The sequence below is a fragment of the Dryocola sharpae genome (assembly GCF_051307055.1).
GTDB lineage: Bacteria > Pseudomonadota > Gammaproteobacteria > Enterobacterales > Enterobacteriaceae > Dryocola.
In genome coordinates this window covers 295,782-310,529 of record NZ_CP149994.1, presented here as the reverse complement: position 1 = coordinate 310,529, position 14,748 = coordinate 295,782, and the positions used below count along the sequence as shown (strand labels likewise).

The following is a 14,748-nucleotide window of genomic DNA, read 5'->3' as shown; positions in this document are numbered from 1 at the left end:
GTTCATCACTTCAGATCGGACTGAACCTGATGAATGGGTTTTGCCCATGGATTCTTCGCCTGTACGTCAGCCGGCAGCGTTGAAACGGCACGTTTCGCCTCGTCTTTGCTGGCGTATACGCCGCTTACCAGCACATACCATGGCTGACCGTTACGCACGGTCTGGTACACCATATAATGTTGCAGCTTCTCTTTCTTCGCCCATGCGTTCAGGTTTGCGCCGTTAGAAGAGGAGCTAAGCTGCAGCGTGTAATGGCTTCCAGGCGCACCTTTGATTGCACCTGCATCGCCAGCCACCGTTGCGCCACCCGCCGCTGGAGCGCTGGCTGTCGCTTTCGGTGCCGCTGTTGCCGCAGGCGCTTTAACAGGTTCTTTAACCGGAGCCGTTGCTGCAGGTTCGCTACGTTTGGCGGTCGTAACCGGTTTTGGCTCCGCGACGGTAGTTTTCGCCGTCGCCTGAGGTTTAGTTTGTGCTGGCTGAGCTTTGTGCGGCTCAATCACCACTTTTTTACGCTCCGGACGCGTGGCTGGCTGACGAACGGGCTCGTTATTTGAAGCTGCCTGGCTCGGCGCAGAGGCGTTGTTGTCACCCGCCACACGTGCAACCGTAGCGGGCTGTGTTGGCAGAGTAGAACCGTTTGCCGCGCTATCGATCTGGCCCTGCTGCGCGGTCAGCGCATTGTTCAGATCGCCCGGAACTTCTAAACGCTGCTGCCCTGCCGGGGTTGGCTGCGTTTGCGCTTCGGTTGGGGTAGAAGAAACAGGAGGTAAATTCACTTCCTGCGGCTGCTGCTCAGCGTTAGCGGTCTGATTTGCAACGGTGGCATCGCCGGGCTGCGGCTGAGCACCATTCGCCTGATTGGCAACGGAATCATTGGTGCCGGAAAGATCGATACTCTTTTCCGCATTTGGATTTTTATTGGCGGTTTCCGTGTCGGTTGAAGGCGATTTGAGCGCGGAACCAATACCAATAATGAGCAGCAGCAGCACCAGAATGCCAATTCCCATCATCAGATGCTGACGAGAGACAGGCACTTTTTGTTGCGGCGCTTTTTTTCGCCCGCGCGCGGGACGACGCTCAACGGCTTCAGCCTTCAGGCTATCGTCACCTTCATATTCTGCTTCGTCGCGAGGACGACGTGAACGCGAAGAACGAGGCTCATCAGCATCAATGTCAACGTCATCGACGTTGATCTGCGGTTCGTTATCGAACTCGTCAGAATTGCGTGAACGATCCCGACGACGATCGCTGGGATCGGGTTTCAGCTCGTCTTCCGGTTTGAATTCATCCATTTAACACCCCACTCAAAGGCTTATGCCAGCGATACGTACTTTGCACGTCACCCGAAGTTAAAAATCGCCCGCTTGCGGCGACCAGTCATTTCTAATAGTTAAGCCTGCTGACAATCAGCGATGGCTGTCAGAACGACATCGTGTGGCACTCCACCACGCACTTCACTCTTCCCTAAAGCCTGCGGCAGCACAAGTCGCAGCTCGCCCCCCAGGACTTTCTTATCACGCATCATGTGGGGCATATATGCGTCTGCTGACATTTCCCGCGGCCCGTTGACGGGCAACCCGGCACGTTGCAGCAACGTAATGACACGCTGCACATCGGCTTCACTGAACTGTCCCAGACGAAACGCCGTACGTGCGGCCATCACCATACCGGCTGAAACGGCTTCGCCATGCAACCAGTTGCCGTAGCCCATTTCGGCTTCAATCGCATGACCAAAGGTATGGCCCAGATTGAGTAAAGCACGTAAGCCGCTTTCGCGCTCGTCGGCGGCCACAACTTCCGCTTTCAGCTCGCAACAGCGGCGAATGCAGTACGCCATCGCTTTGCCGTCCAGCGCTAATAAAGCATCGAGATTATCCTCAAGCCAGCTAAAGAACGCCGCATCAAGGATAATGCCGTATTTGATAACTTCCGCCAGGCCCGATGCCAGCTCCCGTTTCGGTAAGGTATTCAGACAGTCGAGATCTACCACCACTGAAGCAGGCTGGTAGAACGCGCCAATCATATTTTTACCGAGGGGATGGTTAACGGCTGTTTTGCCGCCAACGGAGGAGTCCACCTGCGAAAGCAAGGTGGTGGGAACCTGAATAAAGCGTACGCCGCGCTGATAGCTCGCTGCTGCAAAGCCGGTCAGATCGCCGACAACGCCGCCGCCAAGGGCGATTAACGTCGTGTCGCGACCGTGCGGTTTTTCCAGCAGTGCCGTAAAGACGGTATCGAGTACAGCAAGGCTTTTGAATTTTTCGCCATCCGGCAGGATGACGGTATCGACTTTAACGCCCGCCTGCTCAAGCAAACCACGAACCTTCTCCAGGTAAAGTGGCGCAAGGGTTTCGTTAGTCACCAGCATCGTTTGATCGCCAGCTTTCAGCGGCCAAAAGGACGCCGAGTCATTAAATAACCCGGCAGCGATGGTGATAGGGTAACTACGTTCCCCGAGAGTAACAGTTAACCTCTCCATAACGCGAAGTCCACCTTAAGAAGCTTTGCCCGCAGGCGTGTCTCGATTAAGCCAGAATCAATTGCTTTCCAACATATGAATAATCTGGTTAGCAACCACTTTGGCACTTTGGTCGTCAGTGCGAATCGTCACATCGGCAATCTCTTCGTAAAGAGGATTGCGTTCCTGTGCCAGGGCCTCAAGAACTTCACGAGGTGGCGTCTCAACCTGCAGCAACGGACGCTTTTTATCGCGCTGGGTGCGGGCAAGCTGCTTCTCAATCGTGGTTTCAAGATAAACCACAACGCCACGGGCCGAGAGACGATTACGGGTTTCGCGAGACTTCACAGAGCCGCCACCGGTCGCCAGCACAATGCCCTGTTTTTCAGTGAGTTCATTGATGATTTTTTCTTCGCGATCGCGGAAGCCTTCTTCGCCTTCAACGTCGAATACCCAGCCCACATCAGCTCCGGTACGTTTCTCAATCTCTTGATCAGAATCGAAAAATTCCATATTGAGTTGCTGAGCTAACTGACGCCCAATAGTGCTTTTGCCGGCACCCATAGGCCCAACCAGAAAGATATTGCGTTTCTCTGCCATTTTTTCGGTACTACTAAGACAATTCGTTGATGATAAACCCACCCGTTAACAACCTGCTGCGGCGGGACATGAACTGAAACCTCATAAGCGTGAGTTCGAGAATCAGACTAAAAATTATCTCAACACTCAAGGTAGTTTGGCAACCGATTAAATCACTCAACGCCTCAGGTGAGGGATGAAAAGTATAAATCAGCTTTATCGGCCGCAGGAAAACATTACCCTGCTTCTCGAAACGGTACACCTTGTAAGCTAATTCCTCTCTGCCGTCAAACACCTGAGCTACGATTACAAGAAAAATCCTTCGGCTGCTTTAGAAAAAGCTACGGAATCGGGATAAGTCGGGGAGTAATAAAAACCACCAGTTCACGACGCTGACTGTCTTTTGCATCGTGGCGAAACAGGCCGCCAAGCAGCGGAATGCCGCTCAGCAGAGGAACGTTGTCACGACTATCTTTACTATGCTGCTGAAAGATGCCCCCTAACGCGAGCGTTTCACCGTTTTTCACCGACACGACGGTTTCAATCTCCTGCTTGTCTATTGCCAGCGCTTCGCCATTGGCCTGCTCAATGCTGCGTCCCGGCATATTCTGGCTGATTCGCAATTTTAAACGGATGTTATCCTGCGCCTGGATGGTCGGCGTCACTTCCATACCCAGTACCGCTTCTTTAAATTCTACGGAGGTTACTCCACCCTCCCCGCTGGACACCTGATAGGGGATCTCCGTGCCCTGTTTGATACTGGCTGGCTGCTGATGGGCAGCCATCAGCCGGGGGCTGGCGATAATTTCAAGCTGCTGCTGTTGCTCAAGGGCGGATAATTCCATCTCAAGCATTCGCCCGTCGATACGCGCAATGTTAAAGCCGGCTCGCGCCGTCGCGGCGCCCACAGATACATCTGCCGCCAGATCCGCAAAACGAGGGGCAGCGCCTCCCTTGCCGCCCTGCGCCAGGTTCCACTTCACGCCCAGCTCATGCAGTTTGTTCTGGTTAATCGTGACAATATGCGCCGCGATTTCAACTTGTCCCATGGGGAGATCCATCTCTTTCATCCAGCCGGCTATCTGTTTCAGCGCGGGCTTGTTATCCCGCACGATGAGACGATTAGTACGTTTATCCACGGTGAAGCTTCCGCGCGGGCTTAAAAGTTTTTCCCCCGCGGCTTTAAGCGATGCGGCTAACTCGCCAGCATCGGCATGAGCCGGGGAAAAGACCTGGTTCAGCAACGGCTGTTTTAGCGCCTGCTGCTTCCGCTGTTCCTCCTGCACCGCCTGCTGTTGCTGAAGCTTCGCTTTCGGTACGATCTGCAGAACGTTGCCTTCGCGAAGCTGCGTTAACTCCGCTGTTTTCAGCACCAGTTGAAAAGCCTGCTTCAGGGGAATGTTTTGTAGATGGAGTGACACAACGCCCTCCACGCCCGGCGCTATCAGCAGATTGACGTTCTGGTTTTCTGCCAGCGCCTGTAAAACCTGGGTCACCGGCGCGTTATCCAGTACCAGCGATACGCCTTTATCCGCGAGGCTTACCGATGGCCAGGCTATCAGCAGAAAGAACGTACGCATCCATGCCATATTTTTTTCCTTCTATTTTCCATGAGTAAAAAGGCTGCCCGCATGCGGCGGGCACCGTTACGGATAAACGCCGTTGGCTGATTTCAAGGACCCGCACGCCCGGCGCTATCTCCATCCCGCGCGTAATACGACGCCAGTTTTTCTGCGCATCGCGCATTACGCTGACCGCACCTTTATCAGAGCTAATCACACCATGAAGCGTCCACTGCGCCAGCTGGTTAAACAGGGCATCACAGGGTGAAAGCAGCGGCTGAAAGGGGTTGCGGGGCATGGAAGAAACCGTCTGAACCACCAACAGCAGAACCAGCAGAAAATTAGGGTTCATCGACGAAGCCCACCGACAAAGCCAGCCTGAGCAGCTCGCCTTTTGGTTCGACGATAAAACCTTGCAGCACAACGGCACGGCAGGCAGCTAAACGGGCAAATAAGGAAGGGAGTTTTTCCCATGGCAGCAGCATCTCCAGCATCGCTGGCTTGCTCTCGGGCTGCCATTTTTCAAGCTTTCCTCCGCTGTGATGGACAAGCTCCATCGCTGAAAATGCCTCCAGCAGCGTGGCGTCAGTACGCTGAGCGGCTTCGCGGGTTGATAAAACCAAAGAGACAATGCTGTGGCGCAGCAGAGAGATTTTTCTGCTCTCCTGCTGATTATTAAGTAAGGATGCCTTAATCTGCGCCTGCTGAGGCTGGATAAAGAAGCACGCGATAAAAGCGATTGCTGCGCCGTTAACGGCGGCAAGGCTCGCGTATCTCACCCAGCGGGGAACGGTCAGCCAGCGTTCAGTCAGCATGACCCACCTCCGCAGCTACAAAAGTAAAAGTAAAGGCCAGCGAGCTGCTGGCGTTACGTTGAATGCCCTCCGCCGCCACCGCAACAATACCGGGAAGCTGCCGTAGATTTTGCTCCATCAGCCGAACGTCCTCTGGCTTTTCCGCCTTGCCGTGAATAACTGCCTGCCCATTTTTCACGGAAAGAGATGTAAGCCAGACGCTCGCGGGCATCAGGCTGGCCAGCCGGGTAAGCCGCTGTTCCCACTCGCGTACCGACAGCCGTTGTGCTTCGCGCGCTTTTTGCAATTTTTGCCGCTTCGCAAGCAGCTGCGCCTGCTGATGTTTGCGCTGCAACAGGGCGCGGAGCTGCGACAGATAGTCGGCCTGTATGCGTTGCCGATCCTGCTGCCACGCAAGCAAAGCAGGCCCGGCGCTCGCCGCCAGCGCCACCGAAAGCGCGCATCCGGCGGCCAGCAAACGCCAGTAGCGTAGCTGCCGCTGGCGATATTGCTGCCTCCACGGCAGCAGATTGATAAAAGGCCTCATCGGCTGACCCGTCCTGTTGCCAGCCCAATCGCCACGGTAAAGCTTCCTCCATGCTGCGGCAACGGCGGCTGCAGCCGAACCAGCGCGCGCCAGGCATCTAATGGCAGCGCACCCGGCGGCAGAGGCTCCGCCGTCGCGCTGCTGAATGCAACCTCCTGTGGCTCGGCTGCCAGCTGCTGGCATAAATCAGCAAACGTCTGCGCCTGCCGGGCATCCACCCATCCCCAGCTCGGATCGTCGCTGGAGGTTGCCCAAAGCCAGTGATCGCACTCCCGGTGCACCAGAAAACGCGGTGCAGACGGGCTGCATAAGCTGCCAAGAACGGGAAGCACGCTTGCGCCGGGGGTCAGCGTTGCGGGAAACAGGCGCTGCTTCGCAAGGCATGCGAGCAGCCCCTGAACTTCACTGTGGCGGGCGGCGATGACCCGTAATTGAGCCGGGTCCTGTGGTAGTACCGTGTAATCCCAGTTCAGCTGAGCAGGCGACATCTGCAGCTGCCTTGCGGCGGAAGCGGCAAGATAGCTTTCACGAGCCGGTTCCTGCAGGCGTTTATCCGGCGCTGGCACAGGGCGTTGCAGGGTGCGCTGGCTCGGAAACGCGACGCGAAGCTGATGGCGCAGCGGCAGTTCGCGCCGCCACTGCTCCAGCACTTTCAGCAGGCTTTCCGGCGAGCGCACAACGCCCTCCCGAAGGGTGTTTTCCGGCAGGGGCAGAAGCCACCAGCGGCGTAGCTGCCATCCCTGACGCTGACGCTGCACGGCCACCGCGCGCAGCGTTTGGTGTTGAATTTCCAGGCCTATTTGCCAGGTGCCGATAACCATAATGACGATCTCCGTATCCTTTGCTTGCGAATTTGGCATATCAAAGCTTCTGGCTTGCCTTTATACTACCGCGCGTTTGTTTATAAACTGCCCAGTGGAAACCTAATGGGAAATTTAAGGTGAAGTTCGTAAAGTATTTATTAATCCTTGCAGTCTGTTGCATTCTGCTGGGAGCCGGCTCGATTTACGGGCTATACAAATTTATAGAACCGCAGCTGCCTGACGTCGCCACGCTAAAAGATGTGCGGCTGCAGATTCCAATGCAGGTCTACAGCGCTGACGGGGAACTGATTGCCCAATACGGCGAAAAACGTCGCATCCCTTTGACGCTGAACCAGATCCCCCCCGAAATGGTGAAAGCATTTATCGCCACCGAAGACAGCCGTTTTTATGAGCATCACGGCGTTGATCCGGTTGGGATTTTCCGTGCGGCAAGCGTTGCGCTGTTCTCGGGCCATGCTTCGCAGGGCGCAAGCACCATTACTCAGCAGCTGGCGCGTAATTTCTTCCTGAGCCCGGAACGCACCATGATGCGTAAGATTAAGGAAGCGTTCCTGGCGATACGTATTGAGCAGCTGCTGAGCAAAGATGAGATCCTTGAGCTCTACCTGAACAAAATTTACCTCGGCTACCGCGCCTACGGCGTTGGCGCTGCGGCACAGGTTTATTTCGGTAAAACGATCGATAGGCTTACGCTTAGCGAAATGGCGGTTATTGCCGGTTTGCCAAAAGCGCCTTCAACCTTTAACCCGCTGTATTCCTTACAAAGAGCAACCTCCCGTCGTAATGTCGTGCTCTCTCGTATGCTGAGTGAAAACTACATTACGCAGGCGCAGTACGATGAAGCCAGCAGCCAGCCCATCGTTGCGAACTATCACGCGCCGGAAATCGCCTTCTCAGCGCCCTATCTTTCAGAGCTGGTGCGTCAGGATCTGGTAGGCCGCTACGGCGATAAAGCCTACGAAGAAGGTTATAAGGTTTACACCACCGTCACCCGCAGGATCCAGCAGGGGGCGCAGCAGGCGGTCCGTAACAACGTGATGGCTTACGATATGCGCCACGGCTATCGCGGCCCGTCCAACGTGCTGTGGAAGGTGGGTGAAAGCGCCTGGGATGAGAAAAAAATTATCGACTCCCTGAAGAACCTGCCGGTTTATGGCCCGCTGTTCCCGGCGGTTGTCACCGGTGCGAATCCAACCGAAGCAACCGCTCTGCTGGCGGACGGTACCTCAGTGTCGCTGGGCATGAGCGGCGTACGCTGGGCGCGTCCGTATCGCTCTGATACCTCGCAGGGGCCGACCCCGCGCAAAGTCACCGATGTGATTCAGACAGGGCAGCAGATTTGGGTACGCAAAGTTGATGACGCATGGTGGCTGGGCCAGGTTCCGGATGTGAACTCCGCACTGGTTTCTATCAATCCACGCGACGGTGCGGTACTGGCTCTGGTCGGCGGGTTCGACTTTAACCAAAGCAAATTTAACCGGGCCACCCAGGCGCTGCGCCAGGTCGGTTCGAATATTAAGCCGTTCCTCTATACCGCCGCGATGGACAAAGGGCTAACCCTGGCAAGTATTCTCAACGATGTGCCTATCTCGCGCTGGGATGCAGGCGCCGGTTCCGACTGGCGTCCTAAAAACTCACCGCCAGAATATGCCGGGCCGATTCGCCTGCGCCAGGGCCTGGGCCAGTCGAAAAACGTGGTGATGGTGCGTGCAATGCGCGCAATGGGCGTGGATTACGCCGCAGAGTATTTACAGCGTTTCGGCTTCCCGGCTCAGAACATTGTGCATACCGAATCTTTAGCGCTGGGCTCCGCGTCATTCACGCCGATGCAGGTTGCGCGCGGTTACTCGGTGATGGCGAACGGCGGCTTCCTGGTGGATCCGTACTTTATTACCAAAATCGTTGACGACAGCGGTCAGACTATTTTCGAAGCGAAGCCAAAAATCGCCTGCGCCGAGTGTGATTTGCCGGTGATTTATGGCGAAACGCAGAAGTCTGACGTGCTGGAGAATCAGAACGTTGAAGACGTGGCGGTTTCTCGGGAACAGCAAAACTCCAGCGTGCCCATGCCAAAGCTGGAACAGGCAAACAGCGGTCTGGTTGCCCAAACGACCGCGCCGGAATACGCGCCGCATGTGATTAACACACCGCTCTCTTTCCTGATAAAAAGCGCGCTTAACTCCAATATCTATGGCGAACCGGGCTGGCAGGGTACAGGCTGGCGCGCCGGACGCGATTTGAAACGTCGCGACATCGGCGGCAAAACCGGTACCACCAACAGCTCCAAAGATGCGTGGTTCTCAGGTTACGGTCCCGGCGTTGTGACCTCCGTATGGATAGGCTTTGACGATCATCGCCGCAATCTCGGGCGCACCTCGGCAAGCGGCGCGATTAAGGATCAGATTTCAGGCTATGAAGGCGGGGCCAAAAGCGCCCAGCCGGCATGGGACGATTTCATGAAAGTGGCGCTGGACGGCGTGCCTGAGGAGCCAGTCACGCCGCCGCCGGGCATCGTGACGGTGAATATCGACCGCAGCACCGGCCAGTTGGCCAACGGCGGCAACAGCCGTGAAGAGTATTTCATTGAGGGCACGCAGCCGACGCAGCAGGCGGTGCATGAGGTGGGAACCACGATTATTGATAACGGCGAAGAGCACGAGCTGTTCTGATAAAAAAGCCCTTCAAAAGAAGGGCTTTTTTTATGCATGCTATAAACGTCCCTGCTCTTTTAGCCATTCCCTGACCAGGAACAGCGCGCTGACGTTACGCGCCTCGCTGAAATCGTCCTCATCCAGCAAATCCATTAGCGACGCCAGCGGCCAGCGAACCTGCGGCAGCTCTTCCGGCTCGTCACCTTCCAGAGACTCAGGATAGAGATTTTCAGCAACCACGATATTCATTTTGCTGGAGAAATAAGAGGGCGCCATGGTGAGCTTTTTAAGGAAGGTCAGCTCATTTGCACCGAAGCCGACCTCTTCCTTCAGCTCGCGGTTCGCCGCTTCAAACACGGTTTCCCCCGGATCGATTAATCCTTTAGAAAAGCCAAGCTCATAAGATTCTGTGCCCACGGCGTATTCACGGATCAGGATCACATGATCGTCCACAATGGGGATTATCATTACCGCTTCCCGGGAAGAGGGGCGCATACGTTCATAGACGCGCCGCACGCCGTTGCTAAACTCCAGGTCCACCGTTTCGACATTAAACAGACGTGAACGGGCCACGGTTTCCACATGTAAAATAGTCGGTTTTTGTAAGGATTTGCTCATCGTGGCTGGATTTGACAGTGAAGACAGAGCGCTATTGTGCGGTATGCCGCACATCTCGCGCAATGCACATTGGTTATTATTTACATTTTTGTAACTTCCACATCGCGTCCGGCCTATATATCAACAGAGGGCTTTGAAATAGGAATTTGCTGATATTTACCAGGAAGTCGCTTTGCTAACATCACTTTACCGCAGGATGTGCCCTTATAAATATGTCTCAAGTTCTTGTTCATACCTGCCGATAACAACTCTTACACCCATAACATTTTTTCAGGGGTGCAATTTGCTGCGCTTGAATAAGAAAACGATTATTTGATGGGGAAAGCATGAGCACCTTATTACTTCTTTTAGCTGCTATGCTGGCCTGCGTATTGATTGCCGGATGGTTGGTCTGGCGCAGCCTGAGGCTGCGTGCCCGTGTGCCGCACGCTCAATCGTTTACCGGAGCAACTTCGCGCAAGTTAACCGCCGAAGAACGCTCGGCTATTGAAAACTACATTGAGACGCTAACCCGTACGCAGGATATCGTCGGCCCTTCTGGCGCCAGTACCGCGCCGGTAAGGCTGGTCCTCAATGCGCAAAGTAATACGGTTCTTTCTCTGACCCGCTCCATCACCCGCTACGGCCTGACGACTGACGATGCCAATAAATGGCGCTACTACCTTGATTCTGTTGAAGTTCATCTGCCGCCTTTCTGGGAGCAGTACATCACTAACGACAATAACGTTGAGCTGATCCGTACTGAAACCGTCCCGCTGGTGATCTCGCTTAACGGCCACACGCTAAATGAAGATAACAGCGAAAGCCGGGGCTTTGCGCTGGAACGCACCACCGGCAGCCAGGCATCCATTCGCGGTGAAGAAAGCGAGCAAATCGAACTGCTGAATATTCGCCAGGAGACGCCTGAAGAAGCCGCACTGAGCCGTCCGGATGGGCTGCGCGAAGCCATTCTTATGTGCGTCGCCTTCGTGATGCTGTTTCTTTGCCTGGTCAGCCCTCCCGTGGTGCTGCCGTGGCTGCTGGGAGGCGCAGTTATGCTGCTGGCGGCAAGCCTGTGGGGGCTGTTCGCGCCGCCGGCAAAAAATACGCTACGCGAAATACACTGTCTGCGGGGCACGCCGAAGCGCTGGGGATTATTTGGCGAGTCTAACCAGGAGCAGATCAACAACATCTCGCTGGGCATTATCGATCTGGTTTACCCCCCGCACTGGCAGCCCTACGTGGCGCAGGATCTGGGACAGGAAACCGATATCGATATCTATCTGGACCGCAACGTCGTGCGCCAGGGACGTTTTCTGTCGCTGCATGATGAGGTCAAAAATTTCCCTATCCAGCACTGGGTGCGCAATCTGGTGATCGCCACCGGCGCGCTGATGGTGCTGTTAATGCTGACTATCTGGGTTCCGCTTGAGATGCCGCTTAAGTTAAGCATCTCCTGGCTGAAAGGCGCGCAGTCCATCGAAGCCACAAGCGTTGCAGATTTGGATAAAACCACGCTGCGCGTCGGCGATACGCTACGCGTTAAAGGTACCGGCATGTGCAATATCCATTTGCCAGGCGCCTACGCGGCCAAACAGAACTACCCTTTTACGCCGTTTGACTGCTCGCAGATTATCTGGAATACCGCACGCCCGTTACCGCTGCCGGAATCAGATATTATGGATAAAGCCATCGCCCTGATTCAGGCCGTAAGCGGCCAAATCCACCCGCAAACGGAAGACGACTCAAAGGTAAATCCGCAGTTAAGAACCGCTATTCAGAAATCGGGGATGGTGCTGCTGGACGATTTTGCCGGTATCGTACAAAAAACTCAGGCGCTTTGTACGTCCGATGACGAATGCGTGCGGCTGAAAAACGCGCTGATTAACCTTGGTAATACCAAAGACTGGGATTCTCTGATCAAACGAGCCGATTCGGGCAAACTCGACGGCGTAAACGTCCTGCTGCGCCCGGTCAGCGCCGAATCGCTCGACAATCTGGTGACCACATCCACCGCCCCGTTCTTCATCCGTGAAACCTCCCGCGCGGCGCAGAAGCTCAACAGTCCGGCGCCCGGCGGGTTTATCATTATCAGCGATGAAGGAAGCGATCTGGTCGATCAGCCGCTGCCGCCGGTTTCGCTGTACGACTATCCGGCCCAGCAGCAATGGGGTGAGTTCCAGCGTCTTGCCGATATGCTGCTTCAGACGCCATTCAGCGCCGAAGGCATTATCACCGGCCTTAGCTTCGATGCGAACGGCACCCAGCATGTCACATTGCACCGCATTCCGGACAGCAGCAGCCTCTGGCGCTATATCGCCACAACGTTGCTGCTCCTCAGCATGCTGGTAAGCCTTGCGGTAAACGGTATGCTTGCGCTGCGCCGCTATCGCCGCAGCCGTAACCGCCTGGCGCAGATTCAGCAGTACTATGAAAGCTGCATGAATCCGTCTTTAGCGCCGCTCCCCGCGGTACGTTCGCTGTTCTAAACTTCACGCGGCAGTGTGCTAACCTGTCGCGTAGTTCTCTCCCACTCAGGTTTAACCCATGCATATTGATATTGCCTGGCAGGATGTCGACACCGTTTTGCTCGATATGGACGGCACGCTGCTGGATCTCGCCTTCGATACCCACTTCTGGCAGAAGCTGGTTCCTGAAACCGTAAGCCTTGAGCGCGGCATCCCACTGGATGAAGCCCACCGGTTGATTGCCAGTGAATATCATGCCGTGCAACATACGCTAAACTGGTACTGTCTGGATTACTGGAGCGACCGGCTTGGGCTGGATATTTGCGCCATGACCACCGCTCAGGGGCCAAATGCCGTACTGCGTGAAGATACCGCCCCGTTCCTCGATGCGTTAAAAGCCTGCGGTAAACGGCGAATACTGCTGACAAACGCGCATCCTTATAACCTGGCGGTAAAACTTGAACACACCGGTTTAGCGCAGCACCTTGATTTATTGCTTTCCACCCACACATTTGGTTATCCGAAAGAAGATCAACGGTTGTGGCAGGCTGTAGCGGCGCATACGGGGCTGGACGAAGCAAGAACCGTATTTATCGATGACAGCGAGCCGATTCTGGATGCAGCGGCAAAGTTTGGTATTCGCTACTGCCTGGGCGTCACCAATCCGGATTCCGGCATGGCGGACAAAATCTATCTGCGTCATCCCGCGTTGAACGACTATCGTCACCTCATCCCCTCGCTTCGGGTTAAGGAGCCGCGATGAAAGAGAAACCGTCCGCAGGCGTACGCCTCGACAAATGGCTTTGGGCCGCACGCTTTTACAAAACTCGCGCCGTGGCCCGGGAAATGATTGAGGGCGGCAAAGTGCATTACAACGGCCAGCGCAGCAAGCCCAGCAAAATCGTTGAGCTGAACGCCATGCTGACGCTGCGCCAGGGCAATGATGAACGGACGGTTAAAGTGCTTGGCATAACCGAGCAGCGTCGTCCGGCAACGGAGGCGATGCAGCTTTATGCAGAGACGGCGGAAAGCATCGAAAAACGGGAAAAAATGGCGCTGTCACGCAAGATGAACTCGCTGACCATGCCGCACCCGGACCGTCGCCCGGATAAAAAAGAACGCCGGGATCTGATGAAATTTAAACACGGTGGCAACGACTAGCTGCCGCCTGACTGAGAGAAAACTATGGCTCAACACGACCAACTCCATCGCTACCTGTTTGAAAACTATGCCGTGCGCGGCGAACTGGTAACGGTATCCGAAACCTGGCAGCAGATCATGGAAAACCATGACTATCCGCAGCCGGTGAAAAAAATTCTCGGCGAACTGCTGGTCGCGACTAGCCTGCTGACGGCAACCCTGAAGTTTGACGGCGATATCACCGTCCAACTACAGGGCGACGGCCCGATGACCCTCGCTGTGATCAACGGCAACAATAAACAGCAAATGCGCGGCGTGGCTCGCGTTCAGGGCGATATTCCTGCTGATGCTGATTTGAAAACCCTGGTTGGCAACGGTTATCTGGTTATCACCATCACGCCGAATGAAGGCGAACGCTATCAGGGCGTTGTGGGCCTGGAAGGCGATACGCTGGCCGACTGCCTGGAGGATTACTTCCTGCGTTCCGAACAGCTGCCTACGCGTCTGTTTATCCGTACCGGCGACGTTGAAGGCAAGGCGGCCGCGGGCGGCATGCTGCTGCAGGTTTTACCTGCGCAAAATGCACAGGCTGATGACTTCACGCACCTGGCCGCGCTGACGGAAACCATTACCGCAGAAGAGCTGCTTACGCTGCAGGCCAACGACGTGCTGTGGCGCCTGTATCACGAAGAAGAGGTGACGCTCTACGATCCGCAGGCCGTTGAGTTCAAGTGCACCTGCTCCCGCGAACGCTGTGCCGACGCGCTGAAAACCCTGCCGGACGAAGAAGTGGACAGCATCATCGCCGAAGAGGGCGAAATCGACATGAACTGTGATTACTGCGGCAGCCACTACCTGTTCGATGCGATGGACATCGCCGCCATTCGTAACAACGCCTCCCCGGCGGATCCCCAGCTCCATTGATTTCTCCCCGGGGCGGACGGCGCTCGCGCTTATCCGCTCCGGTTTTTCATTCTCTTTCTTACAAACGCGCTCTCGATCACATCGCTTCCGTTTATTACACTGAGTTTTAACATATTCGGAAGATTTAACCCGACGTATTACCAATCCCTGCCATACTCTCACCCCGTTGTGACCAGCTTCACAGCGTTTTCCGCTGCCCTGATT

The 14,748-nt window shown here is 55.4% G+C and carries 14 protein-coding genes; 5 read left to right on the top strand and 9 right to left on the bottom strand.

Features of this window, described 5'->3' with window-relative positions; genetic code table 11:
* Positions 1 to 5: 5 nt before the first annotated feature.
* From damX to pilM, 8 genes are all read right to left on the bottom strand, one after another.
* Positions 6 to 1,292, bottom strand: a complete 1,287-nt coding sequence (gene damX / locus WLO31_RS01365; protein ID WP_435928739.1) for a cell division protein DamX — start codon at positions 1,290 to 1,292, stop codon at positions 6 to 8.
* Positions 1,293 to 1,390: 98 nt separating this feature from the next.
* On the bottom strand, positions 1,391 to 2,479 hold the full coding sequence (aroB, locus tag WLO31_RS01360) for a 3-dehydroquinate synthase (RefSeq protein ID WP_435928737.1): 1,089 nt from the start codon (positions 2,477 to 2,479) through the stop codon (positions 1,391 to 1,393).
* Positions 2,480 to 2,536: 57 nt separating this feature from the next.
* Entirely contained in the window at positions 2,537 to 3,058 is a 522-nt protein-coding gene (gene aroK / locus WLO31_RS01355; RefSeq protein ID WP_121267467.1) for a shikimate kinase AroK, read from the bottom strand.
* Positions 3,059 to 3,378: 320 nt separating this feature from the next.
* The gene (pilQ, locus tag WLO31_RS01350) at positions 3,379 to 4,626 is read right to left on the bottom strand and encodes a type IV pilus secretin PilQ (protein WP_435928736.1); all 1,248 of its coding nucleotides are present in this window, start codon (positions 4,624 to 4,626) and stop codon (positions 3,379 to 3,381) included.
* Positions 4,565 to 4,951, bottom strand: coding sequence for a HofP DNA utilization family protein (locus WLO31_RS01345; RefSeq protein ID WP_435928734.1), 387 nt, complete (start codon positions 4,949 to 4,951; stop codon positions 4,565 to 4,567). The genes pilQ and WLO31_RS01345 overlap by 62 nt, the downstream gene beginning before the upstream one ends.
* A complete protein-coding gene (locus tag WLO31_RS01340) occupies positions 4,941 to 5,414 on the bottom strand; it encodes a hypothetical protein (RefSeq protein ID WP_435928732.1) in 474 nt (157 codons plus the stop codon). Before WLO31_RS01340 ends, WLO31_RS01345 begins: the two co-directional genes overlap by 11 nt.
* Positions 5,404 to 5,940 carry a PilN domain-containing protein gene (locus WLO31_RS01335; RefSeq protein WP_435928731.1) on the bottom strand — a complete coding sequence of 179 codons (537 nt, stop codon included), beginning with the start codon at positions 5,938 to 5,940 and terminating at the stop codon, positions 5,404 to 5,406. The genes WLO31_RS01340 and WLO31_RS01335 overlap by 11 nt, the downstream gene beginning before the upstream one ends.
* Positions 5,937 to 6,800, bottom strand: coding sequence for a pilus assembly protein PilM (pilM, locus tag WLO31_RS01330; protein WP_435928730.1), 864 nt, complete (start codon positions 6,798 to 6,800; stop codon positions 5,937 to 5,939). Before pilM ends, WLO31_RS01335 begins: the two co-directional genes overlap by 4 nt.
* An 80-nt stretch (positions 6,801 to 6,880) precedes the next feature.
* Here pilM and mrcA point away from each other — a divergent pair, with 80 nt between their 5' ends.
* Positions 6,881 to 9,433, top strand: a complete 2,553-nt coding sequence (gene mrcA, locus WLO31_RS01325) for a peptidoglycan glycosyltransferase/peptidoglycan DD-transpeptidase MrcA (protein WP_435928729.1) — start codon at positions 6,881 to 6,883, stop codon at positions 9,431 to 9,433.
* 39 nt (positions 9,434 to 9,472) lie between these two features.
* Here the strand turns inward: mrcA and nudE are convergent, their stop codons facing one another.
* Complete coding sequence (gene nudE, locus WLO31_RS01320; RefSeq protein ID WP_435928727.1) at positions 9,473 to 10,033, bottom strand: ADP compounds hydrolase NudE; 561 nt, start codon at positions 10,031 to 10,033, stop codon at positions 9,473 to 9,475.
* 326 nt (positions 10,034 to 10,359) lie between these two features.
* On the opposite strand from nudE, the gene WLO31_RS01315 reads away from it, so the two are divergent.
* The 4 genes from WLO31_RS01315 to hslO are packed head-to-tail and all read left to right on the top strand — an operon-like array spanning position 10,360 to position 14,544.
* Positions 10,360 to 12,501: an intracellular growth attenuator family protein gene (locus WLO31_RS01315; protein ID WP_435928726.1), complete on the top strand. Its 2,142-nt coding sequence runs from the start codon at positions 10,360 to 10,362 to the stop codon at positions 12,499 to 12,501.
* Positions 12,502 to 12,559: 58 nt separating this feature from the next.
* Complete coding sequence (gene yrfG, locus WLO31_RS01310) at positions 12,560 to 13,243, top strand: GMP/IMP nucleotidase (protein WP_435928725.1); 684 nt, start codon at positions 12,560 to 12,562, stop codon at positions 13,241 to 13,243.
* On the top strand, positions 13,240 to 13,641 hold the full coding sequence (hslR, locus tag WLO31_RS01305) for a ribosome-associated heat shock protein Hsp15 (RefSeq protein ID WP_435928724.1): 402 nt from the start codon (positions 13,240 to 13,242) through the stop codon (positions 13,639 to 13,641). The genes yrfG and hslR overlap by 4 nt, the downstream gene beginning before the upstream one ends.
* 24 nt (positions 13,642 to 13,665) lie before the next feature.
* Positions 13,666 to 14,544, top strand: coding sequence for an Hsp33 family molecular chaperone HslO (gene hslO / locus WLO31_RS01300; protein WP_435928723.1), 879 nt, complete (start codon positions 13,666 to 13,668; stop codon positions 14,542 to 14,544).
* The last annotated feature ends 204 nt before the right edge of the window (positions 14,545 to 14,748 follow it).